Annotated in this window: 22 protein-coding genes and 2 pseudogenes; 8 read left to right on the top strand and 16 right to left on the bottom strand. The window is 63.8% G+C overall.

Translation table 11 applies throughout. The features are described 5' to 3' along the window. Positions 1-1011: a porphobilinogen synthase gene (gene hemB / locus M5G11_RS09725; protein ID WP_273909839.1), complete on the bottom strand. Its 1011-nt coding sequence runs from the start codon at positions 1009-1011 to the stop codon at positions 1-3. 207 nt (positions 1012-1218) lie between these two features. Here hemB and M5G11_RS09720 point away from each other — a divergent pair, with 207 nt between their 5' ends. After that, entirely contained in the window at positions 1219-1863 is a 645-nt protein-coding gene (locus M5G11_RS09720; protein ID WP_273909838.1) for a DedA family protein, read from the top strand. A gap of 501 nt (positions 1864-2364) precedes the next feature. On the opposite strand, the pseudogene M5G11_RS09715 reads toward M5G11_RS09720, so the two are convergent. Beyond that, a pseudogene (locus M5G11_RS09715) lies at positions 2365-2991 on the bottom strand (sterol desaturase family protein); the annotation flags it as partial. A 113-nt stretch (positions 2992-3104) separates the two neighbouring features. Between M5G11_RS09715 and elbB the strand changes: the two are divergent. Continuing rightward, positions 3105-3773, top strand: coding sequence for an isoprenoid biosynthesis glyoxalase ElbB (gene elbB, locus M5G11_RS09710; protein ID WP_273909837.1), 669 nt, complete (start codon positions 3105-3107; stop codon positions 3771-3773). A 4-nt stretch (positions 3774-3777) separates the two neighbouring features. Here the strand turns inward: elbB and M5G11_RS09705 are convergent, their stop codons facing one another. Further along, on the bottom strand, positions 3778-4239 hold the full coding sequence (locus tag M5G11_RS09705) for a YaiI/YqxD family protein (protein ID WP_273909836.1): 462 nt from the start codon (positions 4237-4239) through the stop codon (positions 3778-3780). Between the two features lie 111 nt (positions 4240-4350). Continuing rightward, the gene (locus M5G11_RS09700; protein ID WP_273909835.1) at positions 4351-6249 is read right to left on the bottom strand and encodes a cytochrome c/FTR1 family iron permease; all 1899 of its coding nucleotides are present in this window, start codon (positions 6247-6249) and stop codon (positions 4351-4353) included. Positions 6250-6591: 342 nt separating this feature from the next. Between M5G11_RS09700 and M5G11_RS09695 the strand changes: the two genes are divergently transcribed. Genes M5G11_RS09695 through M5G11_RS09680 form a run of 4 tightly spaced genes read left to right on the top strand, consistent with a single transcriptional unit; the run spans position 6592 to position 9725 of the window. Further along, a complete protein-coding gene (locus M5G11_RS09695; RefSeq protein ID WP_273909834.1) occupies positions 6592-7983 on the top strand; it encodes a COG3014 family protein in 1392 nt (463 codons plus the stop codon). 14 nt (positions 7984-7997) lie between these two features. After that, entirely contained in the window at positions 7998-8366 is a 369-nt protein-coding gene (locus M5G11_RS09690; protein WP_273909833.1) for a YcfL family putative periplasmic lipoprotein, read from the top strand. A gap of 27 nt (positions 8367-8393) precedes the next feature. Further along, positions 8394-8981: a penicillin-binding protein activator LpoB gene (gene lpoB, locus M5G11_RS09685; protein ID WP_273910047.1), complete on the top strand. Its 588-nt coding sequence runs from the start codon at positions 8394-8396 to the stop codon at positions 8979-8981. 3 nt (positions 8982-8984) lie between these two features. Next, positions 8985-9725 (top strand): penicillin-binding protein activator LpoB, encoded by a 741-nt coding sequence (locus tag M5G11_RS09680; protein WP_273909832.1) that lies wholly within the window; start codon positions 8985-8987, stop codon positions 9723-9725. A 153-nt stretch (positions 9726-9878) separates the two neighbouring features. On the opposite strand, the gene M5G11_RS09675 is transcribed toward M5G11_RS09680, so the two are convergent. From M5G11_RS09675 to M5G11_RS09665, 3 genes are all read right to left on the bottom strand, one after another. Continuing rightward, a complete protein-coding gene (locus tag M5G11_RS09675) occupies positions 9879-10511 on the bottom strand; it encodes a LysE family transporter (RefSeq protein WP_273913124.1) in 633 nt (210 codons plus the stop codon). An 83-nt stretch (positions 10512-10594) separates the two neighbouring features. Continuing rightward, positions 10595-11185 (bottom strand): mechanosensitive ion channel family protein, encoded by a 591-nt coding sequence (locus M5G11_RS09670; RefSeq protein WP_273913123.1) that lies wholly within the window; start codon positions 11183-11185, stop codon positions 10595-10597. After that, positions 11185-13095, bottom strand: coding sequence for an ATP-binding cassette domain-containing protein (locus tag M5G11_RS09665; protein WP_273913122.1), 1911 nt, complete (start codon positions 13093-13095; stop codon positions 11185-11187). The genes M5G11_RS09670 and M5G11_RS09665 overlap by 1 nt, the downstream gene beginning before the upstream one ends. Positions 13096-13145: 50 nt before the next feature. On the opposite strand from M5G11_RS09665, the gene M5G11_RS09660 reads away from it, so the two are divergent. Continuing rightward, positions 13146-13631 (top strand): TIGR02444 family protein, encoded by a 486-nt coding sequence (locus M5G11_RS09660; RefSeq protein WP_273913120.1) that lies wholly within the window; start codon positions 13146-13148, stop codon positions 13629-13631. On the opposite strand, the gene M5G11_RS09655 is transcribed toward M5G11_RS09660, so the two are convergent. Further along, positions 13607-14647: an AlgP family protein gene (locus M5G11_RS09655; protein WP_273913119.1), complete on the bottom strand. Its 1041-nt coding sequence runs from the start codon at positions 14645-14647 to the stop codon at positions 13607-13609. The two genes, M5G11_RS09660 and M5G11_RS09655, sit on opposite strands and share 25 nt — an antisense overlap. 239 nt (positions 14648-14886) lie before the next feature. On the opposite strand from M5G11_RS09655, the gene M5G11_RS09650 reads away from it, so the two are divergent. Then, the gene (locus tag M5G11_RS09650; RefSeq protein ID WP_420793860.1) at positions 14887-15552 is read left to right on the top strand and encodes an FKBP-type peptidyl-prolyl cis-trans isomerase; all 666 of its coding nucleotides are present in this window, start codon (positions 14887-14889) and stop codon (positions 15550-15552) included. A gap of 24 nt (positions 15553-15576) precedes the next feature. Here M5G11_RS09650 and rsd read toward each other — a convergent pair whose 3' ends face one another. The 8 genes and pseudogenes from rsd to M5G11_RS09610 form a co-directional block, all read right to left on the bottom strand. Further along, positions 15577-16047, bottom strand: a complete 471-nt coding sequence (gene rsd / locus M5G11_RS09645) for a sigma D regulator (protein ID WP_273913118.1) — start codon at positions 16045-16047, stop codon at positions 15577-15579. 229 nt (positions 16048-16276) lie between these two features. Continuing rightward, a complete protein-coding gene (locus M5G11_RS09640) occupies positions 16277-16783 on the bottom strand; it encodes a disulfide bond formation protein B (RefSeq protein WP_273913117.1) in 507 nt (168 codons plus the stop codon). A 209-nt stretch (positions 16784-16992) separates the two neighbouring features. Next, positions 16993-18231 carry a heme biosynthesis HemY N-terminal domain-containing protein gene (locus M5G11_RS09635; RefSeq protein ID WP_273913116.1) on the bottom strand — a complete coding sequence of 413 codons (1239 nt, stop codon included), beginning with the start codon at positions 18229-18231 and terminating at the stop codon, positions 16993-16995. Beyond that, positions 18228-19358: a uroporphyrinogen-III C-methyltransferase gene (locus tag M5G11_RS09630; protein ID WP_273913115.1), complete on the bottom strand. Its 1131-nt coding sequence runs from the start codon at positions 19356-19358 to the stop codon at positions 18228-18230. The genes M5G11_RS09635 and M5G11_RS09630 overlap by 4 nt, the downstream gene beginning before the upstream one ends. 46 nt (positions 19359-19404) lie before the next feature. Then, complete coding sequence (locus M5G11_RS09625; RefSeq protein WP_273913114.1) at positions 19405-20172, bottom strand: uroporphyrinogen-III synthase; 768 nt, start codon at positions 20170-20172, stop codon at positions 19405-19407. Next, a complete protein-coding gene (hemC, locus tag M5G11_RS09620) occupies positions 20169-21110 on the bottom strand; it encodes a hydroxymethylbilane synthase (RefSeq protein ID WP_273913113.1) in 942 nt (313 codons plus the stop codon). Before hemC ends, M5G11_RS09625 begins: the two co-directional genes overlap by 4 nt. Positions 21111-21226: 116 nt before the next feature. Further along, positions 21227-21973, bottom strand: a complete 747-nt coding sequence (locus M5G11_RS09615) for a LytR/AlgR family response regulator transcription factor (RefSeq protein WP_273913112.1) — start codon at positions 21971-21973, stop codon at positions 21227-21229. Further along, positions 21970-22077 (bottom strand): annotated as a pseudogene (locus tag M5G11_RS09610) (sensor histidine kinase); the annotation flags it as partial. The pseudogene M5G11_RS09610 and the gene M5G11_RS09615, both read right to left, overlap by 4 nt. Positions 22078-22230 lie beyond the last annotated feature (153 nt).

The raw sequence follows: 22230 nt of genomic DNA, 5'->3' as shown, positions 1-22230 counted from the left end.
TTACTGCCCTCTCATCAATTGTGCGGCGCGAACAGCGAAATAGGTCAGGATGCCATCGGCGCCCGCCCGTTTGAAAGCGGTGAGCGACTCGAGAATCACGCCTTCCGAGAGCCAGCCATTCTGGATGGCGGCCATGTGCATGGCGTATTCGCCGCTGACCTGGTAGACGAAGGTCGGCACTTTGAACTCGTCCTTGACCCGGGTAAGGATATCCAAGTACGGCATGCCTGGCTTGACCATGACCATGTCCGCACCTTCAGACAGGTCGGCCGCCACTTCGTGCAGTGCCTCGTTGGTATTGGCCGGGTCCATCTGGTAGCTGGCCTTGTTGGCCTTGCCCAGGTTCAGCGCCGAACCGACCGCATCGCGGAACGGGCCGTAGTAGGCGCTGGCGTACTTGGCCGAGTAGGCCATGATGCGCACGTTGACGTGGCCGGCCAGCTCAAGGGCTTCGCGGATGGCCTGGATACGCCCGTCCATCATGTCCGAAGGGGCTACCACCTGGGCACCGGCTTCGGCATGGGACAGGGCCTGGCGTACCAGGGCATCAACGGTAATGTCGTTCTGGACGTAGCCTTCCTCGTCGAGGATGCCATCCTGCCCGTGGGTGGTGAATGGGTCGAGGGCGACGTCGGTGATCACCCCCAACTCGGGGAAGCGGTCGCGCAGGGCGCGGGTGGCACGCTGGGCAATACCGTCCGGGTTCCACGCTTCAGCGCCGTCGAGGGATTTTTTCTCGCTGGCGGTCACCGGGAACAGGGCCAGGGCCGGGATGCCCAACTTCACCCATTCTTCGGCGGCTTCCAGCAGCAGGTCGATCGACAGGCGCTCGACGCCCGGCATCGAGGCCACGGCTTCACGACGGTTTTCGCCGTCGAGCACGAACACCGGGAGAATCAGGTCATCAACGGTCAGGACGGTTTCGCGGACCAGACGACGGGAGAAGTCATCACGGCGGTTGCGACGCAGGCGGGTGGCAGGAAACAAACGGTTTGCAGGGGTAAAGCTCACGGCAGACTCCTGAGCCCGCGCAGGCGGGCGAGCGCGACAGTTATAAGCAGCCATTATGACGCCCGTATTACAGCCTTGGGCAAGCCTGCGACTTATGGACGCACACATTGTCCGCGCAAGCTTTGTTCACGTCGAGACGCATCTGGACACTTTCACGATTGGTTGTGAAGGGTTAGGCTGCGCGTTCATTTCGCCAGCACCCAGAATATGCTTCAACAATTCCTGCAGGATTTTGGCTACTTTGCCCTTTTTCTAGGCACATTCTTCGAAGGTGAAACCATCCTGGTGCTCGCCGGGTTTCTTGCTTTCCGTGGATACATGGATATCAACCTGGTGGTCCTGGTGGCCTTCTTCGGCAGCTATGCCGGCGACCAGCTGTGGTACTTCATGGGTCGCCGCCACGGGCGCAAGCTGCTCGCGCGCAAACCGCGCTGGCAGTTGATGGGTGACCGGGCGCTGGAGCATATCCGCCGCCACCCGGACATCTGGGTGCTGAGTTTCCGCTTCGTCTACGGCCTGCGCACGGTGATGCCCGTGGCCATCGGCCTGTCCGGCTACCCGCCACGACGCTACCTGCTGCTCAACGGCATCGGTGCGGCGGTGTGGGCGCTGGCCCTCGGGGCCGCCGCCTATCACTTTGGCGCGATCCTCGAAGGCCTGCTGGGCAACGTGAAGAAGTACGAGCTATGGGTGCTCGGCGCCCTGCTGGTGCTCGGCGCCCTGCTCTGGCTGCGCCGACGCTTCAAGGCTGCGCGCATTGCCCGCGAGGAAGCGGCTGCCGCCCAGGCCGATCAGGCTCAGCAAGCTGTAGCTGAGCAGCGCGACCCAGGCCAGGGCCCCGACCGGCCATAACCCCACCACGCCGGCCAAGCACAGGGCCGGCACGTTCAGCGCCAGGCGCAGCAGCTCCAGCCTGAACGCCCAGGGGCGGTTTTCCAGCGCCGCCCCGAGCACGAACAAACCAAACGCCATCACCCCCCAGCCCAGCACCAGCGCCGCCACCGGCAGGCTGTCGGCGTTGTTCAGCAGGTAACTGCCCAACGCCACGTAGACCGCAAACTGCAGCAGGATGTACAGCTGTTGCGGCCAGGCCAGGGGCACCTCGAACTTGCGAAACCGGCTCAGGTCCTGCTTGGGCTGTGGATAACGTTGCGCGACATCGGCAGGGCGCCAGCCGGTGGGCATGAACCAGATGCGCAGCTTGTCCCACCAGCGCTCGGCGCGCCGCGCATCGTCCCAGAGCTGGGCGTAGAACTGCAGGTTGGCCCACAGCGGGTTCCAGCTGGCCAGGGCGGTGGTCACGCCGAACACCACCGGCTCGTTGTCGTCTTCTTCGAGGAAGGTGCCGAACAGGCGATCCCACAGAATGAACACGCCGCCGTAGTTGCGATCTATGTAGATAGGATTCTGCGCATGGTGAACGCGATGATTGGACGGCGTGACGAAGATCCACTCATACCAGCCCAGCTTGGGAATGTGCCGGGTATGTACCCAGAACTGGTACAGCAGGTTCAACGCGGCCACGCTGACGAACACCAGCAGCGGCACGCCGAGCACCGCCAGCGGCAGGTAGAAGATCCACGACAGCAGGAAGCCGGTGCTGGTCTGGCGCAGCGCGGTGGACAGGTTGTACTCCTCGCTCTGGTGATGCACCGAGTGCGCCGCCCAGAGGATGTTGCGCTCATGCCCGAAGCGGTGCAGCCAGTAGTAGCAGAAGTCGTAGGCGACAAAGGCCAGCACCCACACCCACCAGGCATTGGCCGGCAGGCTGAACAGCGCCAGGTGGTCCAGGGCAATGGCATAGGTGACCAGCCCCACGCCTTTGGTCAGCAGCCCGGTGGTGGTCGACAGCACACCGGTGCTGAGGCTGTTGATGGCGTCGGCAACGCGGTAGTTGCGCTGCCCCCGCCAACGATCGGCCAACAGCTCGACGGCGATCAGCACGAAGAAGAACGGCACAGCGAGCAGGATGAAGTCCATGGTGGGTCCGCGTTCTGGTTATCCCTCAAGCGTAGGCCGGTATTGCGCCAAGCCCTATGGCGACATCTGCCAAATTAGAGGACATTTAGCGCCTCGAATCGGGAGTAGTAAGCATGACCCAGAAAAAAGTTGCGGTGATTCTCTCTGGCTGTGGCGTCTACGACGGCGCAGAAATCCACGAAAGCGTGATTACCCTGCTGCGCCTTGATCAGCGCGGCGCGCAGGTGCAGTGCTTTGCGCCAAACATTGCGCAGATGCACGTGGTCAACCACCTGAGCGGCGAAGAAATGCCCGAAACGCGCAATGTGCTGGTCGAGTCGGCGCGTATCGCCCGGGGCAATGTCAAAGACCTGCGTGAAGCCGATGCCAAGGATTTCGACGCCCTGATCGTGCCCGGCGGCTTCGGCGCGGCCAAGAACCTCTCCAACTTTGCCGTGGAAGGTCAGGGCTGCAGCGTTCACCCGGATGTGCTGGCACTGGCTGAAGCCTTTGCCGAAGCGGGCAAGCCGGTCGGCCTGATCTGCATCTCACCGGCGCTGGCGGCGAAGATCTACGGCCCTGGCGTGGTCTGCACCATTGGCAACGACGCCGACACCAGCGCGGCCATCGTCAAGATGGGCGGCACCCATGAAGAATGCGATGTCCACGACATCGTCGAAGACACCCAGCGCAAGCTGGTCAGCACCCCCGCCTACATGCTTGCGCAATCGATCAGCGAAGCCGCTGGCGGGATCAACAAGCTGGTCGACCGGGTACTCGAACTGACCCACGAAAACGACTGATGGCTCAGGCCGGAAACTCGCGCGCCAGGCGGGTGAGGATCCGGTCCAGGGCGTTGGCGAACGCCTGCTTTTCGCGGTCGCCGTAGGCCCCTTGGCCGCCGCCGACCTGCCCCTGCTCACGCAGGTCGGTGAACAGGTTGCGCACGGCCAGGCGGTCGCCCATGTTGCGCTCGTCGAACTCGCTGCCACGCGGGTCGAGCGCGGCCACGCCTTTCTTGACCAGGCGATCGGCCAGCGGCACATCGCTGCAGATCACCAGCTCGCCGGGCACGGCGTGTTCCACCAGGTAGTCATCGGCAGCGTCCGGCCCGCTGGGCACGACGATCAGCTTGACGCAGGCGAAGGCCGGTTTGATCTGGCTTTGCCCGGCCACCAGGATGACCTCAAGCTTGCGCTTGAGGGCGAATTTGACGACCTGGTCCTTGGCCGCCTTGGGGCAGGCGTCGGCATCGATCCAGACACGCATGGTTGAGTTGTCCACAGCAGAAAAACAGGCGGACAGTATCGCCGCTTTGGGTTCTAGCGCCTAGAACCTGTGGGGGCTGAGCCCGCTCCCACAGTGTCAGCGCTGCAGGTTTCAGCTAGCCGAAACCCGGCGCCGCTGCGCCAGGTAACTGCGCCCGTACAGCACGCAAATCGCTGCCAACGCCACCGCCTGGGCCGCCAGCGAATAGGCATCGGCATGAATGCCCAGCCAGTCAAACTCGAAGAATGGCACCGGCCGCGTGCCGAAGATCCCGGCTTCCTGCAACGCCTTGACCCCGTGCCCGGCAAACACCACCGACAACGCACACAGCAGCGCCGCGTTGATGCTGAAGAACAGCGACAGCGGCAACTTCGCCGAACCACGCAGGATCACCCAGGCCAAACCTACCAACAGCACCAACGCCGTCGCACCACCCGCCAATACCGCCTGATGCCCGGCAGGCCCGGCCTGCAACCACAGGGTCTCGTAGAACAGGATCACCTCGAACAGCTCGCGGTACACCGAGAAGAACGCCAGCAAGGCAAAGCCGAATCGCCCACCGCCACTGACCAGGCTGCTCTTGATGTAGTTCTGCCAGGCCGCCGCATGCCGACGGTCGTGCATCCACACCCCCAGCCACAGCACCATGACGCTGGCAAACAGTGCCGTGCAGCCCTCCAGCAGTTCACGCTGGGCACCCCCCACATTAATCACATACGCCGCCAGCGCCCAGGTCCCAAACCCCGCCAGCAAAGCCAGCGCCCAGCCAATGTTCACGCTGCGCACCGCCGACTGCTGGCCGGTGTTGCGCAGGAAGGCCAGAATTGCCGCCAGCACCAGAATCGCCTCAAGCCCTTCGCGCAACAGGATCAACAGACCGGAGATATAGCTCAGCGACCAGCTCAGGCTGTCGCCACCCAGCAGCTCGGCCGAGGCCTTGAGCTTGGCCTTGGCCGCGTCCAGGCGCTGGCTCACCTGCTCCAGCGGCAGGCCGTCCTGCAGGCCCTGCCGGTAAGCCATCAAGGATTTCTCGGTGTCTTTGCGCACTGTCGCATCGACGTTGTCCAGCGAGCTTTCGACCAGTTCGAAACCTTCAAGATAGGCGGCCACCGACAGGTCATAGGCCTGCTCGTGATCCCCCGCGCGGTAGGCGGCAATGCTCTTGTCCAGGGTGCTGGCGGTGTAGTCGAGCAGTTGGCCCGGGCCGCGTTGCACCTGCGGTGGCTTGGCCCGCTGGGCGCGGAAGGCAGCGACGGCTTCAGGGCCTTCGCTGGCGGCAATCTCCGCTGGGGTGCTGCGCGCCAGGTCTGCCAGGTTGTAGAGCTTGGCATTGCCGGCAGGCGCCGGGGCAGCAGTGAAGCTGGCGATGTAAGTCGCCAGATCCCAGCGCTGACGCTCATCGAGCTGGTCGGCGAAAGACGGCATGTCGGTGCCTTCAATACCCAGCCCCAGGGTGTTGTAGAGGTCGTAGAGGCTCAGCCGATCAAGCCGCGCGACATTCTGCAAATCGCTGGGCGGCGGCGTCAGGCCCAGGCCTGCAGGGCCGTCGCCTGCGCCACTGTCGCCGTGACAGATCGAACAATGCTGCGCGTACAGCGGAGCGCCACGCGCTGGGTCCGGGGTGATCACCGGTGCCTGGCTCACTTCATAAGCCACTGCCAACTGCGCACCCAGTTGTCGCGCCTGACGGGCAACGGTTGCACCATCGGCATGCTGGGCAAGCGCCTGGTGCAGTTGCTTCACGCCCTCCTCCAGCGCCTGGCGCTCGGCCCGCGCAGGCAGCGCCATGACCGCCTCCTGCAAGGCCTCCACGGATGTGAGCTGCTCGCCGTACTTCGCCTCGTCCAGCACCTTGCCGGCAGCGACCGTGTCCGGGTAGTCCGCGCCAATGTAGTCGATCAGGTGCAGCGCCTTGGCCGCGCCTTCAACGGTGTCGGCCAGGGCGGCAGTACTGCACAGGGCCAGTACCGGCCAGAACAGCCAGGCGAGCAAACGGGAGCGGGAGTTCATGGGCCAATCTCGAACAGGAATCAGAGTCACTGCATTGTTCACTCCCAATGCGACCTGCTCAAGCAGCGCAGCAGAGTTTCATGAAAAGTTTTGTCACAAATTCCCATTCCAGCGTGGGAAATAGGCCGCTACCAGCGCAGGGCATCTCCGAAATGATGGCACGCGCCAGAAAAATCACGTCAAAACGCCATTATTTAGCCAGCAATTACGCTTATAATGCCGCCCGTTTCGTTATAGCGAACTGGAATTTTCGCTCCTCGCTTCAGAGGATTTGGGTCTAACCCCAAAGGGCAAAACGGCCACCCGCGCGGGCTGCACACCTATTCAGGGAAAGAAGATCAGATGGCATCCCGTGTCCTCACCATCGCCATGCTTTGCGCCGCCGTCCAGCTGACAGGCTGCGCTGCGTTCCGCAACTACGACGGCGAACTGCAACAAACCAACCAGCACCTGAGCAGCGGCAACGTCGATGCCGCATTGGCCTTGCTGGAAAAGAACAACACCGGTGAAGACAAGGACCTGCTCTACTACTTCGAGAAGGGTGAGCTGCTGCGCTCCAAGGGCGACCTGGCGGGCAGCCAGACGGCCTGGCGCGAAGCCGACAGCGTGGTGTTCAAGTGGGAAGAGTCGGTCAAGCTGGACACCGACAAGTACCTGGGCCAGTTCGGCAGCTACCTGGTCAACGACAAGGTGCGTCGCTACGAAGGCTATGACTACGAGAAAGTCATGCTGACCACGCAGATGGCCCTGAACCTGCTGGCCCAGAACGACTTCGACGGCGCCCGCACCGAAATCAAGAAGACCCACGAACGCGAAGCGGTGATTGCCGAGCTGCGCGACAAGGAATACCTCAAGCGCGAAGAGCAAGCCGAGAAAGAAGGCGTCCACACCGAGTACAAAGACCTCAAGGGCTACCCGGTGGCCGCGCTCGACGCCCCGGAAGTGGTCGGCCTGAAGAACAGCTACCAGAGTGCGTTCAGCCACTACCTGTCCGGCTTCGTCTACGAGGCCCTGGGTGAGAAAGGCCTGGCTGCACCGGGCTACCGCAAGGCGGCCGAACTGCGCCCGAACACCCCGCTGCTGGAACAAGCCCTGACCGAGCTGGACAAGACCCCAGCCAAAAATGCCGGCAGCGACGTGCTGATCGTTGTCCAGAGCGGCCTGGCCCCGTCCCGTGACTCGGTGCGCATCCCGCTGCCACTGCCGATCAGCGGCAACCTGGTGATCACCCCGCTGTCGTTCCCGATCATCAAGGAAGACACCTCCACGCCGCACTTCGCGCAGATCGAGCTGGACCGCAAGCCGCTGAACCTGACCGCCCTCAACAGCACCACCGCGATGTCCCGCCGCGCCCTGCGCGATGACATGCCGGGGATCATCCTGCGCACCAGCGTGCGGGCCATCAGCCGTGGCGTGGCACAAAAGCAGATCAACGACGTCAACCCGCTGGCGGGCCTGGCCGTGGGCCTGGCTTCAGCAATCACCGAAGGTGCCGATACCCGTACCTGGCGCACCCTGCCAGACGCGACCCAGGTTGCCCGCGTGCGCCTGAGCCAAGGCGAGCACGTGCTCAACCTGCCGTCGAACCTGGGCGGCACCCAGGTAAAGGTCAACATCGATCGTCCGTATCAAGTGGTGACGGTACGTGTTGTCGGTAACCGCGTATTTGCCGGTGGCCCTGCCTTGCAGGTCGAGACCCCGCCTGCTGCGCAGTCCGTCGCCACCCTCAAGTAACGTAAGGAATAGTCATGCGCTTCAAGCTTCTCGCCGCACTCGCAACCGCCCTGCTGGCTGGTTGTGCGACCCCGCCTCCAGCCCCTGGCAGCGCCGCCAGCAAGGTGGTGGTGATGGGCAAACTGAAAAACATCGAGGTCGGCCCGATGCGGGTCGCCCGCGAGAACGGCTTCCTCACCGTCAAGGCTGGGCTGAACAACACCAGCAGCAGCAACAAGACCATGTTCTACCGCTTTGCCTGGCTGGGTGACGACGGTTTCCCGGTCGCCGATGAGGAAAGCTGGAAAAGCCTGACCCTGTACGGATCGCAATCGACCGTGCTGCCCGCCATTGCCCCGGTCCACCAAGCGACCGACTTCCGTATCGAAGTACAGGCTCAGTAATTACTGTTGAAGGAGACACCTGACATGATGTTTGCCCGTTTTTCCCTGCTCGCCGTAGTCGTTGCACTGGCCAGCGGTTGCGCCAACAACTCCCCTGTACTGGGCGGCAAGAACATCGGCTATGGCGACACCAAGGCCGTTGAACTGGTAACCAACGAGTTCGGTTCCACCGACCTGCAGATGATCGCCGAGAGCATGACCCGCTCCCTGGCCCAGTCCGGCATCCTGCAAGGCCGCCCGGTGGTCCAGGTCTACGACGTGAAGAACAAGACCAGCGAGTACATCGATACCCGCGAGATCACCACCTCGATCAAGACCCAGCTGATGAAGTCCGGCACCGCCCGCTTCTCCAGCGACAACACCCAGATGCAGAGCCAGGTCGACCAGCTCAAGCTGCAGAACCAGAGCGGCCTGTACAAGAAAAACACGGTTGCCAAGACCGGCAACATGATCGCCGCCAAGTACCGCCTGGAAGGCTCGATCAGCTCGATCGTCAAGCGTAGCAGCGACTACAAGGACGTCTTCTACAAGTTCAGCCTGCAGCTGATCGACGTGGAAAGCGGCCTGGCCGAGTGGATGGACGAGAAAGAAATCCGCAAGACCACGGAGCGCTAAGCAATGCGTGCATGGATGAGCATCATTGGCCTGGCCTGCGCGTTCAGCGTGCAGGCGGCCCCGAAGGTGGCGGTGACCGACCTGGCCTACCAGGAGCGTGTGGAGGAGTACATCCACATGGTTTCGGCACAGAGCAACTCGCAGGCGAGCATGTACAGCGCCAGCTCCTCGTCGAGCTACAACGAGTACGAGAGCAGCCAGAGCTACATCGAGCAGACCGAGCTGCGCAAGTTCAGCGGTGACATCAAGGGCGAGATTCTCAAGTCCGGGATGTTCCAGCTGGTGCAGGGCAAGCCGTATACCGCCAAGGCTACCGAAGACGTCTATGACGTGATCGCCCGGATCAAGAAAGGCAACTTTGCCGGTGCTGACTACGTGCTGTTCGGGACCCTGTCGGACATCGACTTCCAGCGCGACATCACCTCGCTGGACAACACCAACAGCTACTCGGCGATCCTCGGGCTGACCCTGGTGGCCGACTTCAGCCTGATCAACACCAAGACCTTCGAGATCACCTCGGCGTTCACCGCCATGGGTGAAGGCCAGGACACCAAGCTGGTCAACAGCCAGGATGTGCGGGTCAGCTTGAACCGCCCGCGTGTCGTGCGTGAAGTATCCAAGGAGTTGGGCCTGGATGTGGCCAAGCAGATGAAGGAACAGCTGGTTGGGGTGATGCCGGAGCAGGAACGTGCGCCACTGCGCAACAACCTGCCACCCGATGAGCCGCCGCGCATTTTGCGCTGAGGCATGAAAAAGGCGACCTTCGGGTCGCCTTTTTTTTGGGCTCAGGCAAAGGCACTGTAGCCGCTGCCGACAGGCTGCGCTGGAGTCCGTGAGGGCTCCCAAAAGCGGCGCCTGCGGTGCAGGCGAGCGCAGCCTGACGGCAGCGGCTACACCTCAGACCGGTGCCCGGCGGATGGTTGCCAGCAGCGTGGCCGCGCCGAGGAACAACCCGGCAAAGGTACGGTTCATCCGCCGTTGCTGCTTGGGTGTGCGCAACAGGCGCAGCACCCGCGCTGCCAGCCCGGTGTAACCGGCCATCACCAGCAGGTCGACGGTCACCATTGTCGCGGAAATGGTCAGGTACTGCGGCAGCAGGTCGGCGTGCGGGTTGATGAACTGCGGCAGCACCGCCAGCATGAAGATCAGCGCCTTGGGGTTGCTGACGTTGACCAGGAAACCCCGGAACACCAGGCTCAGCGGCTTGCCGATCGGGCGCACCGCCGACTCATCGGCAAGGTCCGCCGGCAGCGCACGCCACTGCTTGACCGCAAGATAAATCAGGTAGGCCACGCCAAACCACTTGATCACATGGAACGCGGTCGCCGACGCCGCCAGCACCGCGCCCACGCCCGCGGCGATGATCGCGATCTGCATCACCAGCCCCAGCTGCAGGCCTAGCGCGTTCCAGTAACCACGCCAGAAGCCGTATTGCAGGCCACAGGACATCGAGGCAATCGCCCCAGCCCCAGGCGAAAGGCTGATAACCCAACAGGCGGCAAAGAAGGCCAACCACGTTTCCAGAGACATTACACACCTCGAATCAGACGCTGTACGAGGCTCAACGCTAATCCGTCGCCGAAAAAATCACCACGGTTTTTTTCGGCGGGCGATCAATTGCCGCCGGCAGGCTTGTCTTCGCCCACCATCGGCAGCACGTCCGTACCACGCCAGCGGCGCACGCACTTCTGGAAGAACTGGCTGTTCGGCACCTGTACCAGCGCCCCGCCCGCCTCGGGCATTTCCACCAGGGTGGTGAACAGCAGGTTGATGGCCGTCACCCGACCCTTGACGCCCGGCTTGTCGAGGGTTTCCACCAGCTCGACGACATCGCCGATGCGAAACGGCCCGACCGTGAAGATCAGCACCGCGCACAGCAGGTTCGACAGCACGCTCCACATGGCGAAGAAGGCCACCGCCGCCACCGCGACGAAGCCTGAGAGCGCCGTCCACAACACCGTCGCCGAGACGCCCAGGCGTTCGAGCACGATGATCAGCGCGCTGCCCATGATCAGCCAGCGCAGGGCGCCGCGCAGCGGCACCATCAATTGCGGCGGCAGGGTGTAGCTGTGGCTCAGGCGGATCAGGCAGCGGCTGATGATCCGCTGCAGGACAAACGCCACCACCAGGATCAGCAGGATCTGCAAGCCCATCCAGAATGGCCCGATCCACTCCACCGGCAGGTTCAGGTCCAGCGCCGCCATCAAGACATCGCCTCCAGCTCAGCCTGCATCGCCTCAAGGGTTTCCAGGGCGCTCATCCACGCCTCTTCCACCTCGGCCTCACGCGATTTGAGCTGGGCCTGACGGGCCAGCAGGTCGCGCAGCTCGTCCTTGCGCGCCGCTTCATAGACTGCGCTGTCGCCCAGGCTGGTCTCGACCGAGGCCAGTTGCTCATGCAACTTGCCCAGCTCGGCTTCAAGCTTGTCGGCCTCGCGCTTGTGCGGTGCCAACTGCTGACGCAGGGCAGCCGCCGCCTGGCGCTGGGCCTTCTTGTCGGTCTTGTCCGGGTTGACCGGGGTGTTGCTGACCGGCGCATTGCGCTGGCGGTACTCGACCAGCCAACGGGAATAGTCGTCCAGGTCGCCGTCGAAGGTCTCGACCTTGCCGTCCGCGACCAGCAGGAAGTCATCTGTGGTGCTCTTGAGCAGGTGACGGTCGTGGGAGACCACCAGTACCGCGCCACTGAATTCCTGCAGGGCCATGGTCAGCGCCAGGCGCATTTCCAGGTCCAGGTGGTTGGTCGGTTCGTCGAGCAGCAGCAGGTTCGGCCGTTCCCAGGCAATCAGCGCCAGGGCCAGACGGGCCTTTTCACCACCGGAGAAGTTCAGCACCGGCTCGTCGATGCGCGCGCCGCGGAAGTCGAAACCACCGAGGAAGTCGCGCAGGGTCTGCTCGCGCTCGGTCGGCGCCAGGCGTTGCAGGTGCAGCAACGGGCTGGCCTTGCTGTCGAGAGAGTCCAGCTGATGCTGGGCGAAATAGCCCACCACCAGGTTCTCGCCACGCACCAGGCGGCCCGCAAGGGGCTCCAGCTCGCCGGCAAGGTTCTTGATCAGGGTCGATTTACCCGCGCCGTTCGGCCCGAGCAGGCCGATCCGTGCGCCCGGCGTGAGCTGCAACTTGACCTTCTCGAGGATGGTCTTGTCGCCATAGCCCAGGCGCGCTTCGGACAGGTCGAGCAGCGGGCTGGAGATCTTCTGCGATTCACGGAAGACGAAGTCGAACGGAGAATCAACGTGCGCCGCCGACAGCTCCTCCATGCGTTCCAGGGCCTTGATCCGGCTTTGTGCCTGACGGGCTTTGGTGGCCTGGGCCTTGAAGCGGGCGATGTACTTTTCCATGTGCTCGCGCTGGGCCTGCTGCTTCTCGTAGGCCTGTTGCTGCTGCGCCAGGCGCTCGGCACGGGCCCGCTCGAAGGCGGTGTAACCGCCACGATAGAGCGTAAGCTTGCACTGTTCTACGTGTGCGACATGGTCGACCACCGCATCGAGAAAATCGCGGTCGTGGGAGATCAGCAACAGGGTGCCCGGGTAGCTCTTGAGCCAGTCTTCCAGCCAGAGGATGGCATCGAGGTCCAGGTGGTTGGTCGGTTCATCGAGCAACAGCAGGTCGGAGGGGCACATCAGTGCCTGCGCCAGGTTCAGGCGCATCCGCCAGCCGCCGGAGAAGTCGCCGACGCGCCGGTCCATCTGCTCGTTGCTGAAGCCCAGGCCTGCCAGCAGCTTGCGCGCGCGCGCATCGGCGGTATAGCCGTCGGCGCTATCGAGCTCGATGTGCAGGCGCGCGACGACGGTACCGTCGTGGGCCAGCTCGGCGGCGGCCAGTTCACGCTGTACCTTGCGTAGCTGCACGTCGCCGTCCAGCACGTAGTCCACGGCGAGGCGGTCGAGGGTATCGACTTCCTGGCGCATGTGCGCGATGCGCCAGTCAGCGGGCAGCTGGCATTCGCCTGCGTCCGGGCTAAGCTCGCCACGCAGCAGCGCGAAAAGGCTGGATTTACCGGCGCCATTGGCACCGATCAGGCCGGCCTTGTGACCGGCGTGCAGGGTCAACTCAGCGTCTTCTAGCAGGCGCTGGGGACCACGCTGTAAAGTGAGGTTCGAAAGTCTGATCATAATGGCGGCGGAGTCTACCAGCTTCGCCGGCAACTGGCGCGAGTGGGACCATGCACACCGACCTGTGGAATTTCGCCATCACCTTGTATGCCCGCCCCGGCGTCGAGGCGGCCTGCCTAAACCTGCAAGCCCAGGGCGCGGATGTGTGCCTGTTGTTGTGCGCAGCGTGGCTCGACAGCCGACAGATTCGCCTGGAAGACCCGCGCGTCGAACAGCTGCGACGCTTGGCCGGCCCCTGGCAGCATGATGTGGTGCAGCCGCTACGCGAATTGCGCCGGCAGTGGCGCGCGAAGGCCCAGCACGACGCCGAACTGGCGGTGCTGCGCGAGCAGGTGAAAGGCTTGGAGATGAATGCCGAACGGCAATTGCTGGAGCGCTTGCAGCTAGCCTGCGAAGGTTGGCAACGCAACCTTCCAGGGATCCAGCAAGACTGGTTGGAGGCATTGACCCCCACCAGCGCCCGCTTGCACCACGACGCGCTGCAAGTGCTGCGCGCCGCAGTGCGATCGACTCAGGACGCGGTCGACGGGGACTGAACGGCTGGCGTGCTGCTGGCCGGGGTGCTGGCCACCGCTGCCGGTGCTGCTGGAGTAGCTGGCTTGGCCGCCGTCGGGGCTGGCGTTGCAGGCTTGGCCGCTACAGCCGGTTTGGCGGCAGGTTTGGCTGCTGTTCTGGCAGCGGCAGGTTTTGCCGCAGGCTTGGCAGCAGGTTTCGCGGCTGGCTTGGCGGCTGCGGTTTTGGCCGCAGGTTTTGCAGCAGGCTTGGCCGCTGCTACTGGTTTGGCAGCGGGTTTGGCCGCAGCCTTGGCAGCAGCAGGACGTGCCGCTGGCTTGGCCGCAGGTTTGGCGGCAGCCGGTTTGGCCGCAACGGGTTTGGCGGCAGGCTTGGCCGGCGCCTTGGCAGCAGCGGTGCGAGCTGCTGGTTTAGCGGCGGGCTTCGCGGCTACCGGTTTTGCCGCAGGTTTGGCGGCAGGCTTGGCAGCTGCAACTTTGGCTGCAGGCTTGGCGGCAGGTTTTGCCGCAGGCTTGACCGCAGCAACTTTGGCCGCAGGCTTGGCAGGTGCCTTGGCCGCCGCTGTTTTCGCGGCAGGTTTGGCAGCCGTGCGCGCTGCAGGTTTTGCTGCAGGCTTGGCCGCAGCCGCTGGCTTGGCAGTGCGTTGGGTCAGTGCCTTGGCCGCCGCTTCCTTGACCTTGCCAACACCCTGGGCAAGTTTCAGGCTTTCTTGCGCGTCACGCTTGAGCTGCACGATGTAGACGCGGGTTTGCGATTGACGGTCCTTGAGCGAGTCCAGCAGCCCTTCAAGTTCACCGACGGCGGACTTGGCTTTGGACTGTGCCTTGGACTTGCCAGCCGCTGCAGCGTCTTGCAGTTTGAGGCGCGACTTGTGCAGTTTTTCCTGCGCCTTGCCCCGTTGTTTTTCCAACTTGGCCAAGAGTTTTTCGGCATCAGCCAGCGCTTGCGAGCAGGCATTTTCCAAGTGTTCGAGCAGGCTGCTCGAGAGTGTTTGGAGCAGGTGCAACGGCGTACTTACTGGCTTCTTAGTGGCCGACATGGCTTACCTCCTGGCTGATGGAATTGCGGCTCATACTAGACCTGTGCTGCTACCGCCGCTAGGGCATGTTGACAGTAATGAACGTGCCGCGTTGCATGCCTGGGCAAGTTTGTTATTGCTGCAGCTGCGCACAAGTGTAGATGCTGATAAACACGCTGCCGATATTTACCGGAAGTCGCGGCTGACACTGGCATACTTGTGCCCTTTCAAACCGAACTTTTGCCCCGTGGAGCGAGCCTGTGTCGCGCACTCTTTTGCTGTCGTTTTGCTGCCTGCTGACACCCGCGTTTGCCGCAGCGCCTGAAGCACCGGCAAGCCCGCACGACCTCGCCTACAGCCTGGGCGCAAGCCTCGGTGAGCGCTTACGCGAAGAGGTGCCGGACCTGCAACTGCAAGCGCTGATCGATGGCTTGCAACAGGCCTATCAGAACAAGCCGCTGGCCCTGAGCAAAGCGCGCATGGAGGCCATCCTCAGCCAGCACGATACGCAGGCCAACGACGCCGCCGCGCAGTCGCAGACCGAGCAGTTGCTGGCAGCGGAGCGACGCTTCATGACCACCGAACGCAGCCGTGCCGGCGTACGCGAAATAGCCGATGGCGTGCTGATGAGCGAGCTGGTTGCAGGTAGCGGCACCACGCCAAAAGCCGGTGGCAAGGTGCAGGTGAAATACGTGGGGAAATTGCCCGACGGCACGGTGTTCGACCAGAGCGAAAAACCGCAGTGGTTCAACCTGGACAGTGTGATTGAAGGCTGGCAGCTGGCGTTGCCGAAGATGGCCAGCGGCTCGACCTGGCGACTGGTAATTGCTTCGGCGCTCGCCTACGGCGCGGAGGGTGCAGGCAACCTGATCCCACCCTACACACCACTGACCTTTGAAATCGAATTGCTCGGTGTTGCCGACTGAGCGTCGGCAACGGCAGGCATTGCATCAGGCCTCGACGGCGCCTTCTTCCTTGTGGGCGTTGTGCAGCACTTCGATCAGGCAGTCTTCAAGCTCGAAGCGTTCGTGCAGCAGGCTGCCCAGCTCGGTGAGCTTCTTGGCGAAACGTTCGGGGTCGTTGCAGTCGCCCTTGTCGCAGTGGTCGTTGAAGGCCAGGGCGATCTGGGTGGTGTCGTCGATGCGCGGGCTGATCTGCTTGGCCAGCTCCAGGCCGCGGGTATCACCAAAGGCCTTGGCTTCACTGACCAGCTGTTCGCTGATTTCGAAATGCCAGGCGGAAACATAGTCGACCAGGATCGCGCAAAAATCGCGGTTCTTGTCCTTGTCGGCGAATGCTGGCTTCGCGTCGCGCAAACTGCGGAAAGCCTGCACCAGCTCTTTGCGTTCATCCAGCCAGCGATCAATCAGCTGATGAACCCCACCCCAGCGTTCCTGAGCATTCTGACAACTATCTAGCATGGCAATCTCATCCCTTCTGGGTAATGCCCCTGCTTCCCGTAGCGCGATCGTGCGGCACAAAGGGTAACAACAGCAGACGACATCGAGCAGCTGTGTTTTCGGTATGCGTGCAGGGGAGATTATTCCCCAGCGCCCTTGGCTTCAAGGTACGCAGCAGACAAAGTTCATACAAGTGTTTAATGCCGACGGCGACGGCCACCGGTCGCGCCAGCTGATCGGGCGCAAGGTTTCAGCGTTTGCCCGCGTCAAGTGCGCTGACCAGGTAGGTCAAGGCCAACCCGGCCAGGGCCAGGAAGGCCAGCAGGCTCCACTCCGGTACGCTCAGGTCGAGAAAACTCCAGGTCATCACCACGCACTCTCGCGTACCCAGCAGCAGCGCTTCGAGCAGTTCGCCCAGGCTGGCGTGCTCGATCAGGTAGCCCAGCGGGTGCAGGCACTCGGTCTCACCTGGCAGGGTACGGCCTTGCAGCCAGACCTGGCGCGCCGCCAGCAGCGCCCCGGCCAACGCCAGCCCCAACGCCAGGCCACCACTCAGCCGTGCGCCCGGCGCAGCGGCAGGGCGCAACGCGCCCCAGAGGCAAACGATTGCAAACGCGCCGAGAAAAAAACGTTGTGTCTGGCACAGCGGGCAAGGCGCCAGGCCAAGGGCAAACTCGAGGTAGAACGCACCGCCCAACACCAGCAGCGCCGCCACCAAAGCTACGGAAAACAATGAGCGCAAACGGGCCAACGGCATGGCAAATCCAAGTGCGGTGAAGGGGTCTAGCAACGGTAGAGGAAAGGCCTGCGTTGTTTCAAGGCAAGACAGCCCGGACAAATCCTCTATTCCATGGAGACGTTTCGAGAGGCGGGATCAGAATATTCCGTTACGCTGCGACAGATCTGTCAGCGCGGCTGTACGAGGGTTAAACACAGGGGTTTGCCCAGCGGCAAACCCCTGTGTTTTCAAGCACGTGCGGTATCTGGCAAGGGTAAGGCAAGCAGGCGCTCGTCCAAAAGTCCCAGGCCTTCTTGAAACAGCTGGTTACTGCGCTCGGTATCGCCCAGGCTGGCAAGCAAGCGTGCAAGCTCGGCGCAGGCTTCCGGATTGCGCTGTTGGCGCAGGCTGCTTTCCAGGTAGTCGCGGGCTTTGCCCCACAGACGGTTTTGCAGGCTCAGCCGACCCAGGGTCAGCAACAGGCTCGGGTCATCCGGGTGCTGCTTGAGCCAGCCTTCTGCGGTTTGCAACTGGCGAGCCGGGTCGCTGCCGCGCACCAGCCCGTACAAGCGCGCCAGGTGGCTTTCGTAGCTGCGCTTGAGCGCCGTGCGCAAGGCTTCTTCGGCGTCGCTCTCGGCACCCAGCTGGCGCAGTTGCTCGGCATACGCCAGGACCAGTTGCGGCTCCTGGCGCTGGGCGTTGGTCAGTTGCTGCCAGGCCCGTTCCAGCGCCTGGCGGGCGCTCTGCCCCTCCTCCTCACGCTGCACCGCCAACCCCAGGTTGGCACCCCAGGCGCGTTTTTCCAGCTCGGCCAGCTCCGCTGCGGGCAGGACTTTATCCTTGCGCAGTTCCGGCATCAGGCGGATCAGCGACGACCAGTCACCCTGCTGCTGATACAGGCGCTGCAACTGGCGCAATACCTGGGCATTGTGCGGGTGACGCTCGTGCATGGCCTGCAAGGTTTCCAGTGCAGCCTGGCTGTCGCCACGGTCCATCTGCAATTGCGCATGGGTCAGGGCAATTGCCAGCTCGGCCTGGGGCTGACGCTCCAGGGCACGCTCGAGCAAGTTGTCGCTGTCTTCGGTACGGCCCAGCTCGTTGGCCGCGCGCGCCGCGCCGAGGTAATACAGCAGCGGCTGGCGCTCGGCTTCGGCGGCTCGGTGCAGGTGACGCTGGGCGCTGGCCCATCGGCCCTCGGCCAAATCAAGCTGGCCTTGCTCGATGGACAACCGGGTGCGGCGGCTGCGGTTGCGTCGCGACCACGGGTTGACAACGCCACTGGAGGTCAGCACCAGCCCCACCAGGAAACGCACCAGCCACAGCAGCAGTACGATCGCCAGCAACAGGCCAAGGGTGCCCCACAGGCTGGATTCGAAACGGAAGGTGTCATAGGCGATCAGCACGTAACCACTGTGCCGGGCCACCGCGATGCCCAGCAGGGTCGCGGCCACGATCGCCAGCACCACCCACAGGTAGGTGCGCTTCATGGGCGAGGCTCCTGGCGGTCCTGGGCCGCCGGTTGCCGGAGGATGGCTTCTTCGGCCGGCAGGTGGCGACGCTCAAGGTAGGCCTGTACGGCTTTCAGGCTGGCGTCCAGATCAGGGGTGACCACGGTCACGGTTTCCTTGGCCAGGGCATCCAGGCGCTCGAGCATCATCTTGCTCTGCTCGTTGTCGCGGTTGAAGTTGGCCAGCAGCACGCTGCGCGCTTCATCCAGGGCCTGGGTGTAGACCTTCGCCTCGCCATTGAGCGCGGCCCACTGGGCTTGCTCCAGCGTCAGGCTCAGGGCCAGGCGCACCTGGTTCAGGGCCTGGCCGGCAAGCAGCGGCTTGACGTTCTTGTCGGCGTTGAAATCAATGCGGAAGAAGCGCGAGATCTGCTCCCACCACTGCGACCAGCGACTGGCGCCATCGCCGTCGGCGGTCAGGCCGAACAGCGGCTCGCCGTCATTCTTGAACTCCGGGGCGATGGCGGTGAGCTGCACCACCTGCTCACGCAGTGCGGCCAATTGCAGGAACAAGCCAGTGCGGTCCGGTTGCTCGACACTGTTCAGGGCAGCCACGCTGCGGGCCAGTTGCTCTCGGGCGGCGAAGGACGCCGGGTCGCTTTGTTCACGCAGAATCTGGTCGGCACCTTCGACCAGCGCACGCGCGCTGGCGATGTCCTGCAGGGCCGACAGGCGCAGGCTGGCCAGGCGCAGCAAGTGCTCGGCCTCGGCCAGGCGCCAGTCCTTGCGGCTGGCACCGAGCACGGTCTCCAGGCGCTGGCTCAGGCGTTGCTGGTCACCCTGCAACTGCGCCACCAGGCGCCGGCGCTCTTCCAGCTCGGCTGCCGCTGGCAGGCTGGAGAGCTGGCTGCTGAGCTTCTGGTCGTTCTGTTCCAGGGCCTGGGTCTGCTCGCGCAGGTCGAGCAATTGATCGTTCTGGGCCAGGTGCGCACCTTGCAACTGGCGCACCTGCCAGACGCCCCAGCCGCCCACCGCGACGCCTGCGGCACCAAGCAGCAGGGCGACAATCGCCAGGCCAGTACCGGCCCGCTTCGGGCTGGCGGGGGTTTGCGTGGGCGCCTCGGGCGCCGACTGCAGATCTTCGTTAGGCAAGGCAGTTTCGCTCACGTATCCATCCTTTGCATTGAGGCACGTCGCCAATCAGCTTAGCGCCTTAGAGGGCGGGCGCAGGGGTTTCCTGCAACGCCGCCAGCAAAGCCGCGGCGTTGGCGCCACGGCAATCCACAACATGCTGTGCGCCAGCGGCCCGGGCCAGCTCGGCGACACGCGGGCTGGGCACGAACAATGGCCAGCGCGCCAGGCGCGGCCAATCGTCCCCGGCCAATTCACGCAGGTGTTGAAAACCCTGCCCACTGCTGACCACCAGGCCATTCAGGCGTTCCGCTGCAATACGCCGCGACAGGGTGGCCGGTGGGTACACCGGCAACTGGCGACGGTACAACGGCAGATAATCGACAGATGCCCCCAGCGCGGTCAACTGCTCGGCCAGCAGCTCGCGCCCTTCAGCCCCACGCATGATCAACACTCGCGGCGCTGCACCGGCAATCGCGGCCTGCAGTTGTGGCAGTTGCAGCAAGGCTTCGCTGTCGTCGCCCTGCGCCGGGAAATGCACACTCAGCCCCTGCGCCTGCAATACCGCCGCCGACGCAGCGCCGACGGTGAACCACGCCGGCGTCAACGCGCTGATGCCGCAGCGCTCGATCAGCTCCAGGCCCAGGCGCGCCGCCGGCTTGCTGACCACGATCACCGCGCAATAGCGGTTCAGGTCACGCACGATGGCTTGCTGCGCGTCAGTCACCGGCAGCGGCTCGATGTCCAGCAACGGCAGGCTGCTGCCGAACAGCCCGGCAGCAGCCAGGGTGTCGGCCAGCGCCGCGCACTCCTCAGCCGGCCGGGTCAGCAGCAGGCGCCAGCCGGTCACGGGTGGCCGGCCTCGCCATAGACCGCTTTGAGGATGTCTTCGGCACCTTGCGCCAGCAGGTCCTCGGCCACCTGGATGCCCAGCGCCTCGGCGTCGCCACGCGCGGCGCGGGCCTGCGCGGTGAGCAGCGTGCCGCCGCTTGGCTCGCCGACCAGGCCGCGTAGCCACAGTTGCTCGCCTTCGAGCACGGCGTAGCAGGCAATCGGCACCTGGCAGCCGCCATTGAGGTGTTTGTTCAGGGCGCGCTCGGCGATCACCCGGTCTGCCGTGTCGGCATGGTGCAGCGGCGCCAGCAACGCATGGATCTCGCGGTCGGCACTGCGGCACTCGATACCCACGGCGCCCTGGCCACCGGCCGGCAGGCTGTCATCGACGCTGATGCCGGAGGTGATGCGGTCTTCGAAGCCCAGGCGGATCAACCCGGCAGCAGCGAGGATGATCGCGTCGTACTCGCCGGCATCGAGCTTGGCCAGGCGGGTGTTGACGTTGCCGCGCAGGAAGCGGATTTCCAGGTCCGGACGACGGGCCAGCAACTGGGCCTGGCGGCGCAGGCTGGAGGTGCCGACGATGCTCCCGGCAGGCAGGTCATCAAGGCTCTTGAAGGTATTGGAGACGAACGCGTCGCGCGGGTCTTCCCGCTCGCAGATGCAGAACAGGCCCAGGCCCTCGGGGAAATCCATCGGCACGTCTTTCATCGAGTGCACGGCGATGTCGGCGGTGTTTTCCAGCAGGGCTGTTTCCAGCTCCTTGACGAACAACCCCTTGCCACCGATTTTCGACAGCGGCGAGTCGAGCAGCTTGTCGCCTCGGCTGACCATCGGCACCAGGGTCACCAGCAGGCCGGGGTGGGCCTGTTCCAGGCGGGCTTTGACGTATTCGGCCTGCCACAGGGCAAGGGCACTTTTGCGTGTGGCGATGCGGATTTCACGAGTGGACATGGATCGATCCGTACAAGGTAAATGCCACGGATGATAACAGCACAATACCGCGCGCTTGCAGATCTATGTCATCGCACCGGCGCGCCGTCCCTGGCCGCAAACGTTGCCGTCCCGCGCTAAAGGTGCTGCATCATCTTGCGCACGCCGGCCACATGACGGCGGCTGACGATCAGGGCATCGCCATTGAGACCCTTGAGGAACAGCTGGAAATGCCCCAGCGGCGTACGTTGCAGGCGCTCGATGCGGTCACGGGCTACCAGCGCGTTGCGGTGGATGCGCACAAAGCGCTCGCCGAACTCGTCTTCCAGGGCCTTGAGCGGCTCATCGAGCAGCACTTCGCCGCTTTCGTGGCGCAGGGTCACGTATTTGTGGTCGGCGATGAAGTACACCACCTGGTTCAGGGGGATCAGCTCGATGCCCTTGCGGGTGCGCGCGCTGATGTGGCTGCGTGGGCCGTTGCCGCTTTCGGCGGCAGGGCGAGTCAGCGCCGCCAGTTGCACCCGGTTCGGCCGCTCGGCCTTGCGCAAGGCTTCACGCAACCCGGCAGCATCGGTGCTCTTGAGTACGTAACTGAGCGTGCTGTCCTTGAAGGGCTGCACGTCGAATTCGTCTTCGGTGGTGGTAAACAGCACAGCCGGTGGCGACTCTCGCTCGCACAACCGGGCGGCGACCTGGAGGCCGTCCATGCCGGGCATGCGAATGTCGAGCAGGACCACCTCAGGCTTGAGGCTGTCGATCAGCGCCAGGGCCTCGTCGCCATTGGTGGCGCTGGGCTCCAGGACTGTATAGCCCTCCAGCTCGCCCAGCAGTCGGCTCAGGCGTTCGCGGGCTTGGCTTTCGTCATCAACGATCAGGACATTCATATTGCGCTGGATTCCTGCGTGAGTCTCGCACAAGGATAGCGTAGACAGGTGAGGTGACGACCGTCACGGCGATCCACGCTCAGACTCGCACGATGGCTAAAGATTCACTGAGGCGGCAGTAAAGTCGCCAATCCTCTGTCCAACTGTAGACGGTTGCCGGAACGCTGCCGTTCAATCGATAAATATCCTTTAACAGGCCCGTTGTCGCGCCCCCCGGGTGCGACATAAACCCGCATTTGTGCCGACCGCCGAGCCCC

The sequence above is a fragment of the Pseudomonas fontis genome, assembly GCF_028656955.1.
Classification (GTDB): domain Bacteria; phylum Pseudomonadota; class Gammaproteobacteria; order Pseudomonadales; family Pseudomonadaceae; genus Aquipseudomonas; species Aquipseudomonas fontis.
The sequence above is the reverse complement of the archived record's forward strand: the minus strand, read 5'-3'. Positions and strand labels throughout refer to the sequence as shown.